This window comes from Streptomyces sp. NPDC018026 (assembly GCF_044327745.1).
Classification (GTDB): Bacteria; Actinomycetota; Actinomycetes; order Streptomycetales; family Streptomycetaceae; genus Streptomyces; species Streptomyces rubrogriseus.
Map to the genome: position 1 here is coordinate 129,378 of NZ_JBIRFY010000014.1, position 21,372 is coordinate 150,749.

Annotated in this window: 21 protein-coding genes; 6 read left to right on the plus strand and 15 right to left on the minus strand. The window is 68.4% G+C overall.

Going from position 1 to position 21,372, the window contains the following annotated elements; translation table 11 throughout:
* Positions 1-6: 6 nt before the first annotated feature.
* The 7 genes from ACH4D3_RS32945 to ACH4D3_RS32975 form a co-directional block, all read right to left on the minus strand.
* Entirely contained in the window at positions 7-999 is a 993-nt protein-coding gene (locus ACH4D3_RS32945) for an ABC transporter substrate-binding protein (RefSeq protein ID WP_398329794.1), read from the minus strand.
* Positions 996-1,529, minus strand: coding sequence for a 3-isopropylmalate dehydratase (locus ACH4D3_RS32950; RefSeq protein WP_398329797.1), 534 nt, complete (start codon positions 1,527-1,529; stop codon positions 996-998). The genes ACH4D3_RS32945 and ACH4D3_RS32950 overlap by 4 nt, the downstream gene beginning before the upstream one ends.
* Positions 1,526-2,788 carry an aconitase/3-isopropylmalate dehydratase large subunit family protein gene (locus tag ACH4D3_RS32955; protein WP_398329800.1) on the minus strand — a complete coding sequence of 421 codons (1,263 nt, stop codon included), beginning with the start codon at positions 2,786-2,788 and terminating at the stop codon, positions 1,526-1,528. The genes ACH4D3_RS32950 and ACH4D3_RS32955 overlap by 4 nt, the downstream gene beginning before the upstream one ends.
* Entirely contained in the window at positions 2,781-3,638 is an 858-nt protein-coding gene (locus ACH4D3_RS32960) for an oxaloacetate decarboxylase (RefSeq protein ID WP_398329803.1), read from the minus strand. The genes ACH4D3_RS32955 and ACH4D3_RS32960 overlap by 8 nt, the downstream gene beginning before the upstream one ends.
* A complete protein-coding gene (locus ACH4D3_RS32965; RefSeq protein ID WP_398329806.1) occupies positions 3,631-4,398 on the minus strand; it encodes an IclR family transcriptional regulator in 768 nt (255 codons plus the stop codon). Before ACH4D3_RS32965 ends, ACH4D3_RS32960 begins: the two co-directional genes overlap by 8 nt.
* A gap of 422 nt (positions 4,399-4,820) precedes the next feature.
* The gene (locus ACH4D3_RS32970; RefSeq protein WP_398329809.1) at positions 4,821-5,648 is read right to left on the minus strand and encodes an IclR family transcriptional regulator; all 828 of its coding nucleotides are present in this window, start codon (positions 5,646-5,648) and stop codon (positions 4,821-4,823) included.
* Between the two features lie 211 nt (positions 5,649-5,859).
* Complete coding sequence (locus ACH4D3_RS32975; RefSeq protein WP_398329812.1) at positions 5,860-6,768, minus strand: ABC transporter substrate-binding protein; 909 nt, start codon at positions 6,766-6,768, stop codon at positions 5,860-5,862.
* A gap of 281 nt (positions 6,769-7,049) precedes the next feature.
* On the opposite strand from ACH4D3_RS32975, the gene ACH4D3_RS32980 reads away from it, so the two are divergent.
* From ACH4D3_RS32980 to ACH4D3_RS33005, 6 genes are all read left to right on the plus strand, one after another.
* A complete protein-coding gene (locus ACH4D3_RS32980) occupies positions 7,050-7,778 on the plus strand; it encodes an L-threonylcarbamoyladenylate synthase (protein WP_398329815.1) in 729 nt (242 codons plus the stop codon).
* Positions 7,779-8,002: 224 nt separating this feature from the next.
* The gene (locus ACH4D3_RS32985; protein ID WP_398329818.1) at positions 8,003-8,854 is read left to right on the plus strand and encodes an SDR family NAD(P)-dependent oxidoreductase; all 852 of its coding nucleotides are present in this window, start codon (positions 8,003-8,005) and stop codon (positions 8,852-8,854) included.
* A gap of 87 nt (positions 8,855-8,941) precedes the next feature.
* Positions 8,942-9,826 (plus strand): helix-turn-helix domain-containing protein, encoded by an 885-nt coding sequence (locus ACH4D3_RS32990; protein ID WP_381609212.1) that lies wholly within the window; start codon positions 8,942-8,944, stop codon positions 9,824-9,826.
* Positions 9,827-10,245: 419 nt separating this feature from the next.
* On the plus strand, positions 10,246-11,019 hold the full coding sequence (locus ACH4D3_RS32995) for an alpha/beta fold hydrolase (protein ID WP_398329822.1): 774 nt from the start codon (positions 10,246-10,248) through the stop codon (positions 11,017-11,019).
* Positions 11,020-11,081: 62 nt separating this feature from the next.
* On the plus strand, positions 11,082-11,387 hold the full coding sequence (locus tag ACH4D3_RS33000) for an EthD family reductase (protein ID WP_381609207.1): 306 nt from the start codon (positions 11,082-11,084) through the stop codon (positions 11,385-11,387).
* 234 nt (positions 11,388-11,621) lie between these two features.
* Positions 11,622-13,109, plus strand: coding sequence for an MFS transporter (locus ACH4D3_RS33005; protein WP_398329826.1), 1,488 nt, complete (start codon positions 11,622-11,624; stop codon positions 13,107-13,109).
* A 334-nt stretch (positions 13,110-13,443) separates the two neighbouring features.
* On the opposite strand, the gene ACH4D3_RS33010 is transcribed toward ACH4D3_RS33005, so the two are convergent.
* From ACH4D3_RS33010 to ACH4D3_RS33045, 8 genes are all read right to left on the minus strand, one after another.
* Positions 13,444-14,370 (minus strand): NmrA/HSCARG family protein, encoded by a 927-nt coding sequence (locus tag ACH4D3_RS33010; RefSeq protein WP_398329829.1) that lies wholly within the window; start codon positions 14,368-14,370, stop codon positions 13,444-13,446.
* 287 nt (positions 14,371-14,657) lie between these two features.
* Positions 14,658-15,674 carry an MFS transporter gene (locus tag ACH4D3_RS33015; protein WP_398329832.1) on the minus strand — a complete coding sequence of 339 codons (1,017 nt, stop codon included), beginning with the start codon at positions 15,672-15,674 and terminating at the stop codon, positions 14,658-14,660.
* 249 nt (positions 15,675-15,923) lie between these two features.
* Positions 15,924-16,772 carry a 3-(cis-5,6-dihydroxycyclohexa-1,3-dien-1-yl)propanoate dehydrogenase gene (hcaB, locus tag ACH4D3_RS33020; protein ID WP_398329835.1) on the minus strand — a complete coding sequence of 283 codons (849 nt, stop codon included), beginning with the start codon at positions 16,770-16,772 and terminating at the stop codon, positions 15,924-15,926.
* Complete coding sequence (locus ACH4D3_RS33025) at positions 16,772-17,629, minus strand: alpha/beta fold hydrolase (RefSeq protein ID WP_398329838.1); 858 nt, start codon at positions 17,627-17,629, stop codon at positions 16,772-16,774. The genes hcaB and ACH4D3_RS33025 overlap by 1 nt, the downstream gene beginning before the upstream one ends.
* Positions 17,630-17,738: 109 nt before the next feature.
* Positions 17,739-19,013, minus strand: coding sequence for an NAD(P)/FAD-dependent oxidoreductase (locus ACH4D3_RS33030; RefSeq protein WP_398329841.1), 1,275 nt, complete (start codon positions 19,011-19,013; stop codon positions 17,739-17,741).
* A 10-nt stretch (positions 19,014-19,023) separates the two neighbouring features.
* Positions 19,024-19,338: a bifunctional 3-phenylpropionate/cinnamic acid dioxygenase ferredoxin subunit gene (locus tag ACH4D3_RS33035; RefSeq protein ID WP_385973429.1), complete on the minus strand. Its 315-nt coding sequence runs from the start codon at positions 19,336-19,338 to the stop codon at positions 19,024-19,026.
* Positions 19,339-19,395: 57 nt separating this feature from the next.
* Positions 19,396-19,941 (minus strand): aromatic-ring-hydroxylating dioxygenase subunit beta, encoded by a 546-nt coding sequence (locus ACH4D3_RS33040; protein WP_398329845.1) that lies wholly within the window; start codon positions 19,939-19,941, stop codon positions 19,396-19,398.
* A 26-nt stretch (positions 19,942-19,967) separates the two neighbouring features.
* Positions 19,968-21,329: a Rieske 2Fe-2S domain-containing protein gene (locus ACH4D3_RS33045; RefSeq protein WP_398329848.1), complete on the minus strand. Its 1,362-nt coding sequence runs from the start codon at positions 21,327-21,329 to the stop codon at positions 19,968-19,970.
* Positions 21,330-21,372: the final 43 nt, after the last annotated feature.

Below are 21,372 nucleotides of genomic sequence, written 5' to 3' on the forward strand. Positions count from 1 at the left end.
GTCGACTCACTCGCATTCGGCCGGCAGCGTACTGGAGACGTTCTTGGGCAGGAACGTGCTCTGGAACAGGTCGCAGAACTTCAGTTCCTTGCGGTCCATGGCGATGCGCTGGGCCTCGACGGCCTGGTCGATGGCCTCGGCGTCGAAGCCGGCACCCCAGTTGTCGTACTTGACCGCCTTGTTGACGAGGTCGGTGGCGGCATCGGTGTCGATGTCGATGTAGTCGGCGTAGAGCTGTGCGGCTCTGCGGGGGTTGTCGCGGATGAAGTGAACCGACTGCGCGTAGCCCTCGACGACGGCCTTGACCGTGTCGGGGTGGTGCTCGGCGAATTCCGGCGTCGTGGTGATCACGCTCTGCTGGAACTTCTCCAGGTAGTCCGCGCTGGAGACGACCATGCGGAACTTGCCGGTCTTGGCCGCCACCGACGGCGGGACGACGGCAACGTCCACGTCGCCGGCCTCAAGCAGCGCGACTCCCTCCCCCACACCGCCGGAGGAGGTGCGCTCGATCTCCTGGGTGGCGCCCGCGACCCTGGGGAGCATGAATGACAGGGCCTGGGTCACCGACTGCGGGTTGGTGTAGGCCCAGTTCCGGACGTCCTTGATGGTCCGCACCTGTTTGTTGCTGTCGAGGGCGTAGAAATCGAGACCGTAGACGCTCTGTGTGGCACCGCTCACCACGGTCAGCGGCATGTCTGCGTCACTGGACTCCAGTACCGAGGTGAAGCCGACGTCCGCCATGGGGAGGTCGCCGCTGAGCATGTTGCGGATGGTCGTTCCGCCGCCCTTGCTCGGGACGATCTTGCCGATGGTCACACCGCGCTCTTCGAAGAAGCCCTGGTCCTTCCCGACCAGCCAGGGAATCGAGTAGAGCTCGGTGGCGTTGCTGACCGCGATGTCGAACGAGGTCGCGGACGCCTCGTCGCCGCCGCCTCCGCAGGCGCTGAGCACCAGGGCCGCGACACTCGTGGCGGCGACCAGGGAGTATCTGCCCCTCATGGTTTTCCTCCTGTGGTCGCGTCCCGGAGATCGAGGAAACCCTGGGATTCCAGGCGGTTGATCAGCCCGCCGCCCGCGATGAGCTCGACGACGAACCCCGGCAGGGGCTCGATGTGGTGCTCTGTTCCGCGCGTCTCATTGCGCAGCAGGCCGTCCGCGGAGTCGATCTCGACGACGTCGCCCTCGTCGATCAGCGTGCGCACGTCCGGGACGGCGAGCGCGGGGAGGCCGTAGTTGAGGGCATTGCGGTGGAACAGGGAGTTGTACTGTTCCGCGACGAGGCAGGAGATGCCCAGGTGGACGAAGAGTTCGGCACACGCGCGACTCGACCCGAGGCCGAAGTTCTTTCCCGCGACCACGATGTCGCCGGCCTCGACGAGGGCGGGCCAGCCCGGCCTGGTCGCGTCGAACATGTGCTGAGCCGCCTCGGGCACGGGCAGCTTCATCGCGAACCCCGGGTACATGTCGTCGGTGTTGACCTCGTCTCCGAACACCCAGGCGCGTCCTCGCATCCGCAGGGGTGACGTCATGCCGTCACCTCCGCAAGCTGGTCCGGCCCGGCGATGTAACCGGTCAGGGCCGACGCCGCGACGGTCGCGGGCGAGGCCATGTACACCTGCGCCTCCGTACTGCCCATGCGACCGCGGAAGTTCCGCGTACTGGAGGTGACGCAGACCTCGCCGGGGGCTAGGACGCCCATGTGGTAGCCGAAGCACGCTCCGCACGTGGAGTTGGTGACCACGGCGCCCGCCTCGACGAGTGCGGCGACATAGCCGCGTTTCACCGCCTCCAGGTACACCTGCTGCGAGGCAGGAGTGACGATCAGCCGTACGCCCGCCGCGACCTTGCGTCCCTCGACAACGCGCGCCGCGACCTCCAGATCGGCGAGCTGCCCATTGGCGCAGGACCCGATGAACGCCTGGTCGATACGAGTCCGGTCGAGGCCGCCGAGCGGCACCGCGTTGTTGATGACCGTGCCCGGCAGGGCCACCATCGGCTCGACCGTGCCGAGGTCGATGGTCCGCACGTCGGCGTAGGCCGCGTCCGGATCGGGGTTGGCCGGGGTCCAGAACGCCTCGGGAGCCACCTCGGCCAGGAACGTCTCGGTGACAGCGTCGTACGGGAACAGCGTGAAGTCCGCGCCGATCTCCGCGCCCTGGGTCGCGATGGTCCGCCGATCCGACAAGGGCACGGACGCGAGCCCTGGGCCGCCGAACTCAAGTGCGTGATCGGTGGCATCGCCGTACTGCCCCGAGATCGTCAGGAAGATGTCCTTGCCATTGACGTGTGCCGGCTTCGTCCCGGTGAGTTCGTAACGGATCGTGGGCGGTACGCGGTACCAGGTCCGGCCGGTGCAGAGCATCTGGAGGATCTCCAGCGGGCCCAGCCCCCGCGCGGCCGAGTTTAGCGCTCCGCCGGCGCAGGTGTGGGAATCGGTGCAGCACACCACCGTGCCCGGGAGCACCAGTCCCTGCTCGGCGACGACCTGGTGGACGATGCCGTGCCGCCCCACGTCGTAGAACCGGTCAATGCCGTGCTTGGCGGCGAATGCACGGGCCTTGATGCCGTGATCGGCGTCGCGTGGTGTGGGTGCCGGCACCGCGTGGTCGAGGACTATCGCGATCTTGTCGGGGTCGTGGACCGCTCGGACGTCGGCGAGCCGGTCGTGAGCGAACTGGACATCGATCACCACGGTCATGTCGACGTCGCACGTGACGATCTGTCCCGGCTGCACGTCGGCGCGTCCCGCCGCGCGAGCCAGGATCCGCTCGATGATGGTGTCAGGCACGGGAGCACTCCTTCGGTGCGCGCCGGGAGGCCCACTCGTCGAGACCGACGGCTTCGAACAGGGCGCGGGGGGAGGTGGCACGCCCGGGAGTGAGACGGCCGCCCGCGATCGCGGACAGGGCCCGGGTCATGGCCGTGAAGGCTGCGCCGACCGTCGCGGCGGGCAGGATCGCGCCCGCGTAGCCGAGCTGCTGAAGTTGCTCCCGCGACACCTCCGGCGATTTCCCTCCGGGCACGACGTTGAAGATGACCGGCACATCGATCGCCGACGGGATCGCCGCCACCTGGTCCAGCGTCTGCGGCGCCTCGACGAAGATCACGTCGGCGCCGGCCGCGGCGTACTGCCGCGCCCGGGAGACGGCGGCATCGAAGCCTTCGACCGCGATCGCATCGGTACGCGCCACGATCAGGGTTCCCCGGCGACGCGCGGCGAGCGCCGCCTCGATCTTGAGCGCGAACTCGTCGGCGTCCACGAGGACCTTGCCGTCGAGGTGCCCGCACCGCTTGGGAAACTCCTGGTCCTCAAGCTGAACGGCCGCCACGCCGGCGTCTTCGTAGGTCCGCACGGTACGGAACGTGTTGGTCTCGTCGCCGAACCCGGTATCGGCATCAGCGATCACCGGGACGTCCAGATGTCGCCGGGCCACGGAGATCGCGCGAGCCATCTCCGTGACGGTGGTCAGCCCGATGTCGGGCAGTCCTTCACTGGCGGAGACGGCCGCACCGGAGACGTAGGCCGCCTCGACGCCGGCACGCGAGGCGACCGCGGCCGACAGACCGTCGTAGACACCGGGTGCGACGAGGAGCCGGTCCCGCCGCAAGAGGTCGGTGAGTATCCGCGCTTCAGACATCGGCGTGCTCCTCGGCCGGGGTGTGCCCCATGCGGGTGGCGATCGCTCTCGCGGTCGCCACCACGATCGGTCCCACGCGCTCGGCCTGCGCACGGTCGAGCCGGATGGACGGACCCCCGATCGCCAGCGCCGCCTCCGGCAGGCCGCCGAACCCCGGAACCGGGGCGGCGACGGAGTTGAGGCCGACCTCGCGCTCACTTTCGGTGAAGGCCCACCCGAGCTCACGCACCTCTTCCATCTGCCGGTCGAGCTCCTCCCGCGCACCGGCTGCCGCGTAGCGCTCCGGGCCGGCGTCCACAGCGGCACCGAGTGCGTCCTCGTCGAACGCCATGAAGCACTTGCCGGCCGCCCCGGCGTCGAGCGGAAGGACCTGGCCGACGTAGCCCCGGTAGATCACGGAATGGTACGAAGACGCCGCTTCCACGAGCACACGCGTGGCGCCCTGACGCACGTAGAGGCCCGTGCTCTCCCCCGTCACGTCACGAAGCTGCTCGACGAACGGCCGCGCGACGCCGAGCAGGCTCGACCCCGAACGCGCCGGAGCGCTCCAGACCAGGACACGCAGGCCCACACGGTAGGCGTCTCCCTCCCTCACCAGGAGCCCCTCCCGCAGGAGGGTGGAGACGATGCGCGCGACGGTGGTGGCGGGCAGTCCCGTGCGACTGCGGATGTCCACCACCCCCAGACGAGGCGCCTTCTCAGTGAAGCAATCCAGTACGTCGCACGCACGTCCGAGTACGCGGACCCCGGGCTCAGCCATCGACCCTCCAACACCGCAGAGCGGTTCGCCAAACCGTATAGTGGTTTTGACGCTAGGTACGCGTCCCGGCCCCGTCAAGGTTTCGCACACGTGTATTTCGCGGCGCAGCGTGTCTGCTGTTGACCGTCTCGTAACCTTCCAACGATGGAAGTCCTGCCGGAGGACGAGGCGCGAGTGAGCTGTGGGTAGAGCTGATGTGCCGGCCCCGGCTTGGGTGACACGGGCGATCGGCACACCCGTCTACGGCGTTGCCGTGGTCGCCGACTCCCCAGGCCCGCCCACGCTCGCTTGGCTGGGCACGGTCCGACCGAACGGCACCGATCAGCAGCCACGGCCTTTTACGAGCTGGTCCGGCGGACAAGCCCAGATGGTTACGGCGACCGCAGGAGCGTCAGCGGCCGAAGTCGCTCATCTCCTGTTCCTCAGCCGCGGGCACGGGGCACCGAGCCGTGCGCCGCTCCGGTTGCGCCACCCGGCACCCGCTCCGCCGGGGTGCCGCCGTATCCGAGGCGGCGTGACAGGGCGTGAGCGGAGTCGGCGACCAGAGGGCCGAAGTCCTCGGCCGTCGCTCGGTCGAGCCGGAAGGACGGACCACCGATCCCGAGGGCCGCCACGATGGCTCCACTCGCGTCGAACACCGGCGCGGCCAGCGAGTTGAGGCCGGGCTCCCGCTCCTCCTCGGTCATCAGCCAGCCGTTGGCCCGCACGAACTCGAGCTGGCGGTCCAGCGCGATCCGTGACCTGCCCGGTACCTGGTCGGCGGTCTCGAGGAGGATCGCGTTCAGCACCCGCTCGTCATAAGCCATGATCACCTTGCCCGCGGCCCCCGCGTGCATGGGCATGTGCTGGCCGACGTCGCCGCGGTAGATGATCGACCGCCGGCTGAGCTTGACGATGACGGCCACGCGCGTCGTACCGCGCCGGACATGAACCCCGGCGGTCTCACCGGTCACATCCCGCAGCCGTGCCGCCACCGGCTCGGCGGCGACCAGCAGGTCCGAGCCGGCCGAAGCCGCAGATGCCCAGCCCAGCACACGCAGGCCGACACAGTAGTCGTCGCCGGTCTTCTGCAGCACATCACTGGCGACCAGGGTGCGCACCAGTCGGGCGACCGTCGAGTTGGGCATGCCCGTGAGCCTCCGGATGTCGCTCAGCGACAGCCGGGTATGGTCCGTCGTGAAGCAGTCGAGGACGCGTACCGCCTTCTCCATGACGAGGATCGAGGGCTGGCCGGGCTGGCCGTCAGGCATTGTTCTGTTCTCCGTCTTCATGGCTCCACCGTCGGCGGCCGACGCCCGTCGGCAGTCTTCCCCACACGCGTCATCGGCAACGTTTCACGGTACTCGACGAGTTGCCGCGCAGGTATGCGGCCGGTCACTCACGACGCGCAACACCCACTCCCGCTGTCGGTACGCCCTCGACGGCAGGGCCCGGTGACGGACCCGGCACCGTGTGCTCATGTCATGTGCCGCACTTCGTCGGCAGCTCCCTGGCGGCGCCCTCGGGCAGGAAGGAACCGTCGAAGAACTCGCAGTAGTCGACCTCGCCCTTGAACCCGCTGACGACAGCGGCCTCGGTGGCACGCTCCAGCGCGGCGGGGTTGAAGCCGACGTTCCAGACGTTCGACTCGATCGCGCCCTTGACCACTCCGACCGCCGCCTTGACGGGCAGATCGACGTGCTCGGCGTAGAGCTGAGCGGCACGGTCCGGGTTCTCGGCGATCCACCGGGCCGACTCCTGCCAGCCGGCCAGGACGGCGCGCACCACGTCGGGGTGCTCCTCGGCGTAGGCCGGGCTGGTGGTGATGACACTCTGCTGGAAGTCCGTGAGGTAGTCGCTCGTCGCGACCACCTGCTTGAACTTGCCCTTGTTCCGGCTCGCCAGGGACGGCGGCAGCCACGCGGCGTCGACGGTGCCCGCCTCCAGCAGGGCCGCCCCCTCGCCGACCCCGCCGGCGGCGATGCGTTCGCCGTCAGTGGAGAGTCCCGCCTCCTTCGGGAGCAGGAACGACAGCGCGTAGACGGATGACCCGGGGTTGGTGTAGGCCCACTTCTTGATGTCGGCGATGCCGTTGACCCGGTCGTTGTCGGCGAGCGCGTAGAACTCACCTCCGTAAGGGCCCTGCGCACCGCCTCCGACGGCGCGTACCGGGATGTCCTGCGACCACGCGTCGAGCACGGACTTGTAGCCGATCTCGCCGATGGGAGCGTCGCCGGAGAGCTGCGTCCGCAGCGTGGCGCTTCCACCGCTGCCGGCCAGGATGTTCTCGACTTCCACTCCGCGCTTGGAGAAGAAGTCCTGGTCCTGGCCGACCAGCCAGGGGATCGCGAAGAACTCCGTCGCCGCCAGGACGGTGACGTCGATCTTCACTGGGTCGTTCGGGTCGGCGCCTCGGCCTCCGCTTCCGCCACCGCCGCACCCCGCGATGAGCAGTACCGAAACGCCGACAAGGGCCCGAGCCACGAGACTTCGACGCACAATGCCTCCCGATGACCACATCGTGGCAACCCTTGCCACGAAACGGCATGAAGGTAGATGCTGCTCTTTGCCTCAGTCAATAGAACTGGCCGTTCCTTAGGTTCGGCCTCAGTGCACGACCGTTCCAGTCCGCATTGCGGCCTGGCACCCCACCTTTGAGCAAGGAGGCTCAGATGGGCAGGCACGACATCAACGCCGACGCGGGGCGCGTCCTCGACACGATCACGGCCGGTGGCGCGGTCATCCTTCCCGGCGACATCGGCTACGGGGCGGGGGCGAGCACGACGGACGCCCTGCACCGGTTGTTCGTCGCCAAGCGACGCGCCCCGCACAAGCGCCATGCGATGGTCGGCAACTACGAACTGCACCGCCAGGTCCACCTGCTGGGCCGCCAGGAGCAAGAGATCGTGGACGCGATCGTCCTCGACGCGGGGCTGCCGCTGTGCGTCGTCGCCGGCTTCCGGGCCGACCACCCCGTCGTCGCCGCGGTCGAACCCGAGACGCTGACCGCGAGCACGGTCGGGGACACGCTCGCGATGCTCGTCAACGGCGGCTGCCTCCAGGACGAGGTGGTCCGCCGCTGCACCGAGGCGGGGATCCCGTTCCTCGGCTCATCGGCGAATCTCACCGGCACTGGCACCAAATTCCGGATCGAGGACATCCAGCAGCCGATCCTGGATGCCGTGGACCTGGTGATCGACTACGGACTCCGCAAGTACCACCACTACCGGCGTTCCTCGACCATCATCGACTTCACCACGATGGAGGTCGTCCGCATCGGGTCGTGCTACGAGCTGATCAGCGACGTCATGGCCACCCAGTTCGGCATCCGGCTGCCCGTCGACCCGGGGCGCGAGGCCCTGCCCTCCGGCCACCTCCGCGAGCAGGCTCTCGCGACCTGAGCGGCTCGTCCATGGAGCTTGCCTGACCGGGTAGCTCGCCCGACGGGTCCGCCGACTCTGTCGGTGGGCCCGTCCCTCAGACGCTCGACGGCACCGGTCTGCCGGGGTCGGGGCGGGGAGACGTCCCACAGATGCAGTCGTGCCCCGGCACGCGGCGACCCGGTGATCAAGGTGGGGGTATCGCTCCCTCCCGCGCCTGCCGGAACGCTCATACCGTCGGTCCCATGACCAGTCATTCTCACAGCGCGGACCCCGCGCGCACACTTCATCGGCCTTCGGCGGGCGTGGCCACGGACCCGGTCAGGACCTCGGCCGCCGCCCCCCTCGGCGGCACCGTCGCCCTGGTGACCGGAGCCAGCAGCGGAATCGGCGAGGGCACCGCGCTCGCACTGGCCGCTCTCGGGGCACGCGTGACCGTCGTGGCCCGTCGCGCGGACCGTCTCGACGCACTCGTCGAAAGGATCGAGAGCACCGGCGGGCACGCCCTGGCCGTGAACGCCGACATCACGGACGAGGGACAGGCCCACACCGCCGTCGCCCGCACCCTGGAGACATACGGCCGCCTCGACACCGTCGTGGCCAACGCGGGCGCCATGATCCTCGGACCGATCACGGGTGCCGACACCGCCGACTGGCGCCGGATGATCGAACTCAACACGCTCGGCCTCATGTACACCTCCCACGCCGCCACCCCGCACCTGCTTGCGGCAGCGGCCGACGGCCCCCGCCGAGTCAGCGACATCGTCCTGGTCAGCAGTACAGCGGGGCGCATGGTCCGCGGCGGCGGCGGCGTCTACAACGCCAGCAAGTACGCGGTGACGGCCTTCGGAGAGGCCCTCCGCAAGGAGGTCACACAGCGGCACGTGCGCGTTTCGCTCGTCGAACCCGGCGCGGTCGAGACCGAGCTGCCACTGCAGAACCGCCCGGAGGTCCAGAAGCGGATGTACCAGCGCTACTCCTCGATGGAGTGCCTGCGCCCCGCGGACGTGGCGGACACCATCGCCTTCATCGTCACCCGCCCCCGCCACGTCGCGGTGAACGAGGTCCTGGTCCGGCCCACGGAACAGCAGGAGTGACCGGCGCGACACCACGGGCACCCGCCCCGCCCACGTGGGTGCAGCACACCCACGCCCCGCGAGCCGACCCGCATTAGTGTCGTCACCGTGGACAGTGAAAACAAACTCGGTGACTACCTGCGCGCCCGGCGGGCACTGCTCCGGCCGCAAGACGTCAGCCTGCCCGACGACGGTCCGCGCCGGGTGCCGGGGCTCCGGCGCGACGAGGTGGCACTGCTCGCGGGAGTGAGCACGGACTACTACATCCGGCTGGAACAGGGCAGAGAACGGCGTCCGTCCGACCAGGTGCTGCGCTCGATCGCGTGTGCACTGCGCCTGGACGACGCCGCCGCGGCGCACCTGTTCCGGCTCGGCCTGCCGGTGTTCGGAGCGAGGGCGGCCACGTCGCTGACCATCGCTCCGGAGCTGCTGCGACTCATGGAGAGCGTGCCGGACATGCCCGCCTTCCTGGTCGGCGCGGCACAGGACATCCTGGGCGCGAATGCGATGGCGCGGGAGCTCTACCGGGGGTTCTCCCGCTACGACAACCTGCTGCGCATGATCTTCCTGGACCCCTATGCGAGGTCCTTCTACGGTGACTGGGACGCCGCGGCACGGCTCGCGGTGAGCAATCTGCGCAACTCGTCCTCCCAGTTCCCCGGGGACGAGCACATCGAGCGGGTCGTCGGCGAACTGACCCTGCGCAGTCCGGCGTTCGCAAACCTGTGGGCCCGCTACGAGGTACGTCCGCGCACCCGCGAGGAAAAGCACTTCGTGCACCCCCAGGTGGGGGAACTGCGCCTGCACTTCGAGACACTGGCGGTCGCCAGCGCTCCCGGACAGCACCTGTCCGTCTACAGCGCCGAACCCGGCAGCGCCAGCCACGACGGCCTGATCCTCCTGCGCCGCCTGGCCGAGCAGTCGGCGGCCACCGATGCCGAGAACCCCGACCAGGAGGAAGAGGCTCTGGAGCAGGGTGACACCCGGGCATGAAGCCTCCCCCGCCGACAGCGTGAGCACCTGCGAAGTCATCGGGAGATCACTCGCCGGGCTTCGGCGCCATACGCCTGACCGGGGTCGGGAGGCAACGGCTCCAGACATCACCAGGCGGCGGGACTGTTCCGGCTCCGGCGTGCCCTGCCCGCCGGAAGAATGGGCCCAGCCGTTCAGGAACAACAGGTGGGTGCAGCACACCCAGGCCCCAAGTCCCCTTCTTCTCTAGTGTGGTGTGCAGGAGGCGAGCACCAGGTGCTTGCACCTGAGGGCCCGATCGCCGCGCCGCTGCCGCCCACGTCTCCCGTCTCAGGGACCGTCCCACGCACAGCGGCGGGACAGAGCCTGGATCCACTTGAGGCCATCGCCATGACCGGTTTGCCGGTACCACCCACTGTTTCCGAGAGAACCAAGCAACCGTGATACTCCCGTTCGACGAGGCCGGTCGTGGCCGGCCCATCGTCCTCCTGCACGCCCGGCCCGCCGACCGCACGATGTGGCGCACTCACCTTCACCTGCTCGCCGAGGCCGGTGTCCGGGCCATTGCCCTGGATCTGCCGGGTCACGGCGACGCCGCCACGGCGCGGCTCGACGGGGTGACTCCCTGGACCGATGTGCTGGACACGCTCGACCACCTCGGTGTCGACCGATTCACCCTGGCGGGGAACTCACTCGGCGCCCTGGTGGCACTCCAGATCGCTGTCACAGAGCCCCAGCGCGTGCAGGGCCTGGTATCCATCGGCTTCCGACCGCACGACCTGCCGCCCTCCTCCCGTCTCCGGACCGCGTGGGACAGGGAGCGGGCCGCGCTGGAAGCCGACGACCTCGAGGCCGCCGTACAAGCTGGCCTCGACGCGTGGACGTCGCCGAAGGCATCGGACGCCGTGCGCGAGCAGGCCGCCGTCATGATGCGCAACCAACTGGTCGCGCGCGTCACCCACGGTGAGCCGAAAGCGGCGGCGGACCCGCTGGGCAAGGACACGGGCGCCCTGCGCGTCCTGCCCTTCCCGACGCTGGTCGGCGTCGGTGAACTCGACATGCCGGACTTCTTCGAAGGCGCGGTGGGCCTGAGCGACGAGCTCGGGGCCGGAGAGATTGTCGTCCTCCCGGACGGCGGGCACCTCGCCCCGATGGAACAGCCCGAAGCCTTCTGCGCCCTACTGCTCGACTTCGTGGGCCGCCTGCCCGCCTAGTCACTTCGCGACCGCGTGTGGACACGCCCACCGCATACACGAGAACAACGAAAGGAAACTCAATGGAAACCGTCTACGTGACCTACAAGTCGAACGGCGAGGACTTCCGGTTCGACCGTGACTACTTCGAATCCGAGCACCTCCCGCTGGTCCGCAGGGCCTGGGAAAAGTACGGTCTGGTCTCCAGCACAGCCGTCTACCCGAAGGGTGAGAGCGACATCATCGTGGTGGCGGTGAACGAATTCCGCGACGAGCAGGCCGCGATCGCGGCCTTCGGTTCCCCGGAGAGCGAGGAAGTGATGAACGACATCGCTCGCTACACCGACCTCACCCCCGGCCGTCTCCGCGGTGTCTCCTTCACCTACTGAGCCAAGCAGCACGTTGACGCGCCGACTGGCCGGCGGGACGGGGCAGGGTCCCCCTTTCCCGTCCCGCCGGCCCACGATCGGCATCGGCCGGTCTCGTCCGGGGTTCTTCATCGACATCTCCACTCAGGCACACGACGATGTGTCCGCCGAAACCATGCAGCGTTCCACCGATGCCTTTCCGGCTCCCAGAAAGCAGCGGGCCGGCACGGTCGTTGCCGAGAGCAGGACCAAGAAATGACTTCGACTTCTTCAGCAACAAGTACATCGGCCCGGACATGGCTGGGCGTCGTCACACTGCTGGCCGGCACACTGCTGCCGCCGCTGGACTTCTTCATCGTCAATCTCGCCATCCCGTCGATTCAGGACGACCTCGGCGGCGGCGACATCCTGGGCCAGCAGATCGTGGCCAGTTACGCCGCCACCTACGCCGTGATGCTCACTCTCGGCGGCCGTCTGGGAGATCTGTACGGGCGGCGACGAGTCTTTCTCATCGGACTCGTCGGGTTCGCCCTTGCCTCGCTGCTGTGCGGTGCGGCAGGCGAACCCTGGCTGCTCATCGTCGGACGCATCCTGCAAGGCCTCACCGCCGCGCTGATGGCGCCGCAGTCGCTGGCCCTCATCCGCGCGAGCCTCGACGGCCGGGACCAGACGATCGCCCTCGGCTTCCACGGCGCGACCGTCGGACTCGCCGCGGTCATCGGCCAGTCCCTGGGCGGGCTCCTCGTCACCGCTGACATCTGGGGCCTGGGCTGGCGGTCGATCTTCTTCATCAACCTTCCCGTCGCGGCCCTGGGCCTGCTGGGCAGCCTGTTCCTGCACGACCCGCACACCCGAGGTGCGGAGAAGCTCGACGCAGTCGGCGCCGTCCTGCTCTTCACCGGTCTGGCCGGGATCGTCGTCCCGCTGCTCGAAGGGCAGGCCCTGGGCTGGCCCTGGTGGTGCTTCGTCCTGTTCCCCATCGCGGCCGGTGTGCTGCACAGGTTCTGGCGCTACGAGTCCGCCCACGACGGTAACCGCTCCCGCGGACGAAACGTCATGCCCCTGGTGCCGCCCCGGGCCGTCACCGCTCCCGGCGTACGCGTCGCGCTGGTGTCCGTCGCCCTGTTCTACTCCATCGCCGCGTTCTTCCTCATCTTCTCCGAACACGAGCAGACCGTCGGCCGCACCCCGCTCCAGGCCAGCCTGGACATCCTGCCGCTGGGCATCGGCTTCCTGATCGGCCCGCTGACCGTGCCGCACCTCATGCGGTTCATGCCGCGCCGCATCGCCGCTCTGGGTCTGCTCCTGGAAACCATCGGGTTCCTCGCCTTCGCCGGACTCGTCGCCGCGTTCGACCAAACCCCGTGGGCCGCCGCGCCCCTGGCGCTCATCGGCTTCGGCCAGGGGCTCGCCCTGCCCTCACTGATCCGCATCACCGTCACCCACATTCCGCGCGCGTTCGCCGGCCTCGCCAGCGGTCTGGTCAACGCCACCCTCCAGATCAGCGCCGCGCTGTCGGTCGCGATCATCGGTGGCATCTTCTATGCCGCCGCCGACGCCTTCGGCTCGACCCACGCCATCACGACGGTGTCCCTCCTCATCGCCGTACTGCTGTTCCTCGGCGCCCTGCTGTCGCTCCGCGCCGAGCGTGTCCCGGCCCTGGAGACACCCGCCAAGATCGTCGGCGCACACGATCCCGACGCAAAGGAAGGAAGGACACTCTCCCCGGTCCGAGAGCAGTAGGGCGGCGGCGTGGGCGCCGGACCGAAGCCGGTCTCACGCGGTCCCTTCAGGGTGATCTACGGCCAAGCCGCCGACTGGTACGGAGTGGTGGCTGCATCCCGTGTGTGTCAGGCATGCGAAGGGAGCGGGTTCGCGTTCGGGGCGGGCCAGCCGTGACCGGGTTCATCACAGTACGGCCCCTCACCCGCACCCAGCGCTGCCATGCGGAACTTTTCGCCAAACGTGCAGGGCTGACGGTGTAGCTGCTGCCCGACCTCAGCCCGGTCGTATGGGTCTCGACGCACGTCCAACGTGCCTGGCGGGAGCTCTTGCAAGGAACCGGCGCACAACCAGGTCAGAATGCGGAAGTCATGTGTTCACGCGCCCAGTCCTCGAAGCTGGTGAGCGGGATACCGAGGTCCCTCGCGAACTCAGGACGGGCCGGCTGTCCAACCACGTTGTACAGCTCGTGCCCGGCACCCATGGGCGGCATCCCGGCGGAGAAGGCTTCCTCCATGGTCATGTCGGGGGCGGACAGTCGTACGCCCAGCACCCTGGTGAGGACTTCCGCGATCTGCGTCATCGACAGGTAGTCGCTCGCCAATTCCAGCTCGACCTTGTTGAACTTCTCCGGCGCGGCGATGGCCGCGGCGGCCGCACTGCCGATGTCCGGTACCGCGACGAGAGGTATCGACGTCTCGGGTTTCACGACACTCACCAGACCACCCTCCACGCCACGCGGGAAGTAGAACCCCAGGGACGGCAGAAAGTTGTCCATGAAGAATCCGGGCTTGAGCAGCGTCCAGTAAGGGAATCCGGCTTCCCGGACGCGGTCCTGGACTGTGGTCTTGGCGGAGTAGTAGGGCTCCATGTGAGCCCAGCGCCCCTCATTCCAGCCGGGGAACAGCTCTGCGTGCTGACCGGCGCCGCTGACTGTCGACTGCACGAAATGCGACACGCCGGCGTCGCGTGCGCCTTCTATGAGATTGACGGCCTGGGTCGCCTCCAGACCGAAGTCAAAACCTTCCGCGGAGACGGGCGCGATCTGCACCGAGAAGACAGCGCGTACGCCCTCGGTGGCCCGGGTCACGGAGTCGCGGTCGAGGAGGTCACCCTTGACGAGTTCGGTGCCAAGCGCCTCGACCGCTCTGGCCGACGCGCTCTCCGGGTCCCGTACCAGGGCACGGACATGGTTCCCCGCCGCGATCAGGGCCCGAGCCGTGGCCCCGCCCTGCTTGCCCGTGGCACCAATAACCAGGACGGGTGCGGAATCAGTAGACATGCTGCTCCTCGGGAAGGGCGACGGGTCAGAAGTGGCATCGACGAAGGCTAAGGTCGCCTCACCTCTGGGCACCGCACCCACTGAGAATGAAGTAGAACGTTCGATCTGGTGGCAGAGTACGGCAAGGTCGATCAAGCTTGCAAGACCAATCGTTCTACCGATTGGAGCACAATCACGAGAGTGCACGAGTACGGCAACCGCATCAGCAAACCAGGTGAATCGGCTTCGCCTCGACGCCCTTCCCAGTGCTTCGACCACCCGATCGAGCCGCCTGGGTAGTGACACACTCACTGCCCAGGCCCGGTCCGGTCCTCCGTCCTCGCGGGCAGCGGCCACCTGCGGCGCATGAGCAGACTGATCACGGCCACGGCGGCCGCGAGGGCGAATGCCTGGACGAAACGCAGCCGGGCCACCACGCCCCACCCCGCACTGGCGGCGGCGACCACAGCACCGGAGGTGATGGTGTAGATCGCCATGACCCGCGCACGCATCGTGTCGTCCAGCACACGCTGTGCCGCGACGAACGCGCAGGTGCTGCCGAGTGTGAACCCGATGCCCGCCGCGAGCAGGGCGGCACCCACGACGACGGGCTGCGTACTGACCGCCGCGGTCACCAGCGCGACGGCAAGCACGACGGTCGAGGCGACCAGGCCCCCCCACTCCTCGCCGCGTCCCTCGACGCGAGACCAGACGATCACGGCCAGCGCCGCTCCGGCACCGAAGGTGGCAAGAAATACACCGAAACCGGCGCCCGCGAGTCCGAGCCGGTCACCGGCGAGAACCGGTGTCATCGCCATCACCGCGGGGGCCGGCAGGATGAAGAGGGCGTAGCGCGTCAGGATCTGGCGCTGCGGTGCCGTCGCGATGCAGCGCAGACCCGCGCGGAAGGACTGTCCGAAGGACTCCGTGCAGTGCGGCGGCCGGGCAGGAGCCTTCCAGGCCAGCACGGCCGGGACCGTGCAGGCGAGGTGGGGCGGGACGAGCGACGGCTGGATGGCTACCCACGTGGGCGCGGCGACCGCCGTTCCGAACCCGATGCCGAAGGTCAGGGCGAGCACGACCAGCGGGTCGGTCCACCCGAGCCATGTGGCGACGAACAGCACGGTCGCGCCGAGGGCCATCCATGCCTGGCAGACGACGAGCAGAAGCCTGCGGTCGAGCCGGTCGGCAAGTGTGCCGGCGACGATACCCAGCGCTACCAAAGACGCGTAGGTCGCGGTCTGGATCAATGATACCTGCAGGGGGCGAACCCCCGTTCTCCTGGTTTGCCCAGGCCGAGCCGGCCGCCTGCATGAGTCGGCCAATGTTGGCGACCAGTTGCGTCACGAACAAGATCCGGAACACCACATGGGCGAAGGGCGCCCACGTGGAGACACGCGTGGACCCGGGCGGCGGCGCCGCAGCCTTGTCAGGCAGGGCCGGGGCGGCGGCCCGTGGCCGGCCCGGCTGTCGTCTGAGCGTGAAGGGGACCTGCTTCGCGGCTGAGGGCCGTGGTGCCGAAGCCGGCACCGCGCGACCGAGTGGGTGTGATCTTCGACGACCTGGCGGGGTGTTCAGAGAGGCGCGTTGGGGCGGCGCGGTGTGCCGACCGCGCTGACGTCGAAGACGATCCCGGTCACTGTCCTGGATTCGTCGCGGGAGGCCAGAAGCACATAGGGAGCCGCGTAGTCCTCGGCGACCGGCGCGAGGTCGAGCGCGGAGTACTGGCGCAGTTGTGCTTCCGCCGGCAGTACCTCGCTGATGGCTCGGTCCCGCAGGCCCAGGGCGTCCGGGCCGCGCAGGTCGGTCGACATGCCGCCGGGTGCCACGGCGTTGACCCGGACATCGGGGGCGAGCTCGTAGGCGAGTTGGGAGACGACACCCACGCCGGCGTGTTTGGAGGCGGTGTACAGGACTCCACCGCCGCGGGGGTAGAGCGCCGCGTTGGAGAGGGTGAAGATCATCGACCCACCGCGATCCTTGAGGGCTTCGGCCGACACGCGGGCGCCGACGATGTATCCCTTGACGTTGACGTCGAAGAGTTCACGGAAGCCCTGTTCGAGGCCGGCCAGCGGCATGTCCAACAACGGCCGGCCGAAGTCCCACAGTCCGGCGTTGCCCACGAAGGTGTCCAGGCCGCCGAAGGCGGAGACGGCGGTGGCGACGGCCGTCTCATTGTCTCGGACGGAGGTGACATCGCCCTGGACCATCTGGACGCGGTCGCCGTGCGCGGAAGTGAGGTCCTGCAGCTTGTCCGCCGACCGTTCCAGGACGGTGACGTGAGCGCCCTCGGCGAGGTACCGGTCGACGATGGCACGGCCGAGACCCGAGCCACCGCCGGTCACGAGGGCGGAGAGCCCCGCGAGGCGCCCTCCGCCCGGTGCAGCGTCCGCCGCGTGAGGTGTTGCTCGGCGGTCGGACACTAGCCGCGCTCCACGAAGTGCCTGACGGTGGAGTTGAACTCCGCGGCATGTTCGAGCTGGGCCCAGTGGCCGCACCGGTTCAACAGCAGCAGGCGTGAGTCCGGAATCACTACGTTGGCCCGCAGAGCCATCTCGTAGTGCGCGGTGCGGTCGTCGCGGCCGTGCACGAGCATTGTGGGCACGTCGGACTGGGCCATCTTCTGCCCGGCTTCGAGGAACCCGGTCCCGCCGACGCCGCTGCGCATCACGTCGAGCCAGTTCCGCAGGTGCTCGGGCTTGCTCAGGGCGTTGCGCGAGCGCTCCTCGGCGAGTTCCCGGGTTGCGAAGGACGGGTCGTAGCACATGGTCCGCACGAGCTTCTGAAAGTTCTCCGGCGACGGATCCTCATACGTGTCGAAGATGCACTGCATACCCTCAGACAGGCCGCTGGGCGCCAGGACGTTCACACCCCAGATCCCCGAGCCCATCATGACCAGATGGGAGACGCGCTCGCGGTGTTGGGTCGCCACGACCATGCCGACCGCGCCGCCCATGGAATTGCCGACGATGGCGGCCCGGTCGATACCCAGGGTGTCCATGAGCTGGAGAACGGCCCGGCCCTGGTCCCGTCCGGTCTTCAGGTTCTGGGGACTGGAGTCGCCCCAGCCGGGCATCGTCACGGCAATGCAGCGGAAGGACCTGGAGAGGTCACGTATGTTGGGCTCGAAGTTCGACCATCCGGTGGCTCCCGGGCCGGTGCCGTGGATCAGGATGACGGGGTGGCCCTCGCCCGCCTCGTTGATCTGGATCCGGTAGTCGGCGGTGTCGACTAGCCTGTAGGTCGATTCGTTGGTCAGTTCCGAGAGTTGCGTGGTCACGACCGTACCTATCGATGACAGGACAGGGTGGGGTGTCGGGGTGTCCACTGACACCTTTCGCCTGTCGCGTGTGGGAAGGGAATGTGCGGGGTGAGGAAGGGACCCCCTGCTAGGGGGCCGCGCTCGCACCGACGGGAACCGGGCCGTCGGCCGCGCGCCTCTTCTTGAGGAGACCGCGCAGGTCCGTATCAGGACGGGCCAGCTGCTCCCCGTCGACCGGCACGCCCGCGGCCATGAGCCGTTTGACGACCCCTATCTCGCGGGAAGCATCCATGCCCGCGACGGCGCCGATGCGGCCGTGCCGCATCCAGAACGCGAGGAACCGTCCTGGTGTTGCTCCATCGCGCAGGACGAGGTCGTCGGTGGGACGGCCCCGCCCAATGAGTTGCAGGGTCGCTCCGTACTGGTCCGTCCATGCGTAGGGGGCGTCGGTGTACCGGACCGGCTCGCCGGCCAGGGTGGAGCCCACCGCCGCTCCGTGACGCAGGGCGGCATCCCAGTGCTCGATCCGCCCGCGCTGCGGCAGGTTCGGGTGGCGCTGGCTCGCCACGTCTCCCGTGGCGTAGATCCAGGCGCGGCTGGTCTGCCCGAACTCGTTGACGGGGATGCCGTAGTGATCGGTGTCGACAATGGCCGACCTGGCCAGTTCGTGGCGCGGCTCCACGCCGATCCCCACGACGACCACCGCCGCAGGCAGCCTGCGCCCGTCGGAGAGCCAGACCTCTTCGACGCGGCCCGCCGGGCCGGAGAACGCGGAGACCGTGACGCCGGACAGCAGCCGTACGCCGTGCCCCTGGTGCAGGTCGGTCAGCAGCTCCGCCACGTCCGGGCCGAGGGCGTGGACGAGGGGATGGGGCTGTGCTTCGACGATGGTGACGTCGATACCGCGGGTGCGGGCGACGGCGGCGACTTCAAGTCCGACGAAGCCCGCGCCCACGATGACCAGGGGCCCGCCACCGGCCAGCTGGGCGCCAATGCGCCTGGCGTCGTCGGCGTCGCGCAGGGACAGTACGTTGTCCACGTCGCCGCCTTCGAGGGCCAGTCGCCTGGCACGCACTCCCGTTGCGAGCACGAGACGCCCGGACTTCAGGATGTCCCCACTACCGAGCCGGACCGTGAGCCGTGCCGGGTCGACCTCGGTGACCCGTTCACCGAGGCGCAGTTCGATGTCGAGATCCCGGTAGGCCTCAGCCGGCTGGATGGGCACCAACGCCGACGCACCGTCCTCCAGCAGCGCTTTGGACAGGGGCGGCCGCTCGTAGGGCAGACGCGGATCGGTGTCGACGAGCGTGATGGTTCCGGGGAAGTCCATGCGCCGCATCTGGAGCGCAGCGGAGACCCCGGCCGCGCTCGCTCCGACGATGACACACCTTGTCTTGGTCATATCCGGGTCGTCACCCGCGGTCCGGAATCTCGACCATGACGTCCTCGCCCTCGACCTGCACCTTGTATGTGCACAGGGGCGCGTTCGCCGGCGGTGTCAGTACCGCTCCGGTCGTGATGTCGAACTTGGCGAAGTGCCAGGCGCACTCGACCTGTTTCCCCTCCACGTATCCGTCGGCCAGCGAGGACTGTCCGTGCGGACAGGTGTCGTTCGTCGCGTAGAAGGCGCCGTCGACGTGGAAGACCGCGATCGGCGGCGTGATGGGGAGCTGAAGCGCGTCGCCGTCGTCCAGTTCATCGGCGGCGCAGGCACGTATCCAGGGCATGTTTCGACTGACTCTCGTTCGTAGCTTGGCTGCTGGGGGTCTGATCGGTGGCCGCCGTCAGAAGAAGCTGCTCAGGTTCCCCGACTGCAGCACTGTCTGGTCGAGGAAGATGTGGCGCTTGGCAATGGCCAGACCTTCAGGGATGCGCCGCAGAGTGTCCTCACGCCGTCCGACCCACTGGTCCAGACTGTCCTTGAGCCGGGTCCGGTACAGCATGAAGTTGCTGTGGACCTCCATCTCGCCACCCGACCGCTCCCCGATGCGCACGTTCGTGACCAGGTGTCGGGTCCGCGAGGGCGGGTCCTCCGCCCAGGACGTGCCAGTCGCGAACTTCTGTGCCCTGATCTCGAGATACTTCTTGTCCTCGTCGAAATAGGCCATCTGGCCGGGCTTGGTGAACTCCAGATGCGCCTGCCGCCTGGTGACGGTGCGGCGCAGGGGCATGAAGTAGTGGGTGTCCTCGGTGAAGAGACGGACCCAGTCCTCGTACTGGTGCGCGTCAAGCAGCGCGGACTCGTGGTAGTAGAATTGCTCGACCTCGTACTGCAGGAGTACGACCTCCAATGCCGTCTCCTGTGTGGAAGGTGCTGCTTCGGTGGCCATCCGGCACTTCCCTCGCGAATTGTCGGTCAGTATCGGTCCCGGGGGACGGTGCGCTCGCGCAGCTCGTCCCACGTTGGGTTGCGCAGCCACTCGCGCCACGCGTGGTAGGTCCACAGCTGGGCGTGCTCATTGATCGGCGCGTCGATGATCGCCAGCCCGTCGTCCTTGATGACCTCGGAGGTTCCAAGCCCCATCTTGAGCAGCTGCGGGATCTCGCGGCTCTTGAGTCCCTTGGTCTGCAGGGTCGACTGCGCCCAGTTCTCGCCGTCCTCCTGCTCCAGGAGTCCGGCCGGGCCGAAGGAGTGGATGTGGGAGCTGAGCAGGGCTGCGTTCTCCTCGGACGAGGCGTTCTTGTCGCAGAAGGAGAACCACCAGATCTCGGTGACATCCGGTGAGCGGGGGACGCGCAGACTCAGCTGGCCGCCCGCGGTGACCCAAGTCGTGGGGAACACATGTGGGTGGCCGGCCACACGGCTACCGTGGCGGCCCAGCTTCGCCTGTGTCTCCGCCGTGTGCCGCCAGGCGAACGGCTCCTGGCCGGCGCTGACTTCGAGCGAGTCCTGGTCGGGTCCCGAGATCGCGTGACCGTACTCGCCGATCATCACCACGTTGTGCAGGTCCGTGGGGAGGAAGGGAACCTCCAAGTTGGCGCCGCTCTCGCTCCTGGCGCCGCCTTCCATGTAGCTGTCGGGCGGCGAGGGGATGAGGCCCACCGCGAACGCGGACATGTGCGTGATCTGCGGGTGGTAGTAATCGAAGACGTTGTCGACCGTGAACTTCCAGTTGGTCCTGACGGTAAACTTCTGGATGCCCGGAACCACTTCGATGTCGCCCCGCTCGGCGAGGAGATCGAGGCCGAGCCGGCCCGTGGCACCGAGGTACTCCTGGAGCGGCGGCGCAGTCTCGTCGAAGGTCGCGAAGACGAAGCCCCGGTAGCTCTCCAGCTGGGCAACCTTGCGCAGAGGGTGCTGGGAGCGGTCCAACTTCTCCTTGTAGAAGAGGGACGAGCCCGGGACGCCCACCAGCTCGCCGTCGAGACCGAACGTCCAACCGTGGTACGTGCACATGAAGTTGCGTACATTGCCCTCTTCGGCACGGCACACGGCGTTGCCTCGGTGCGAACATGTGTTGAGGAATGCCTTGATGCCGCCGTCCCGCTGCCGGACTACCAGGACGTTGTCCGTCCCCATCGGGGCTTCGAAGAAATCACCTCTCTTGGGGATCTGGCTCTCATGGCACAGGAACAGCCAGGCACGGCCGAAGATGTACTTCATCTCCAGATCGAAGATCTCCTGATCGCTGAAGATCCGTCGGTCGATCTCACCACGCTCGAGCGACACCAGGGAGTCGAGCTGGTCCACCATGCTGGCGGGACTCGTCTCAGTCATGCTTCTTCCCTTCGGAGGACGGGCCGGTACAGCCGCACCGGAC

Coding starts and splice junctions, on each gene's coding strand:
- ACH4D3_RS32970 (WP_398329809.1), bottom strand. CDS start 5,648: ATGCCTGACGGCCAGCCCGGCCAGCCCTCGATCCTCGTCATGGAGAAG.
- ACH4D3_RS32985 (WP_398329818.1), top strand. CDS start 8,003: ATGACCAGTCATTCTCACAGCGCGGACCCCGCGCGCACACTTCATCGG.
- ACH4D3_RS33000 (WP_381609207.1), top strand. CDS start 11,082: ATGGAAACCGTCTACGTGACCTACAAGTCGAACGGCGAGGACTTCCGG.
- ACH4D3_RS32980 (WP_398329815.1), top strand. CDS start 7,050: ATGGGCAGGCACGACATCAACGCCGACGCGGGGCGCGTCCTCGACACG.
- ACH4D3_RS33045 (WP_398329848.1), bottom strand. CDS start 21,329: ATGACTGAGACGAGTCCCGCCAGCATGGTGGACCAGCTCGACTCCCTG.
- ACH4D3_RS33005 (WP_398329826.1), top strand. CDS start 11,622: ATGACTTCGACTTCTTCAGCAACAAGTACATCGGCCCGGACATGGCTG.
- ACH4D3_RS32965 (WP_398329806.1), bottom strand. CDS start 4,398: ATGGCTGAGCCCGGGGTCCGCGTACTCGGACGTGCGTGCGACGTACTG.
- ACH4D3_RS33010 (WP_398329829.1), bottom strand. CDS start 14,370: ATGTCTACTGATTCCGCACCCGTCCTGGTTATTGGTGCCACGGGCAAG.
- ACH4D3_RS32945 (WP_398329794.1), bottom strand. CDS start 999: ATGAGGGGCAGATACTCCCTGGTCGCCGCCACGAGTGTCGCGGCCCTG.
- ACH4D3_RS32950 (WP_398329797.1), bottom strand. CDS start 1,529: ATGACGTCACCCCTGCGGATGCGAGGACGCGCCTGGGTGTTCGGAGAC.
- ACH4D3_RS33040 (WP_398329845.1), bottom strand. CDS start 19,941: ATGGCCACCGAAGCAGCACCTTCCACACAGGAGACGGCATTGGAGGTC.
- ACH4D3_RS33035 (WP_385973429.1), bottom strand. CDS start 19,338: ATGCCCTGGATACGTGCCTGCGCCGCCGATGAACTGGACGACGGCGAC.
- ACH4D3_RS33030 (WP_398329841.1), bottom strand. CDS start 19,013: ATGACCAAGACAAGGTGTGTCATCGTCGGAGCGAGCGCGGCCGGGGTC.
- ACH4D3_RS32960 (WP_398329803.1), bottom strand. CDS start 3,638: ATGTCTGAAGCGCGGATACTCACCGACCTCTTGCGGCGGGACCGGCTC.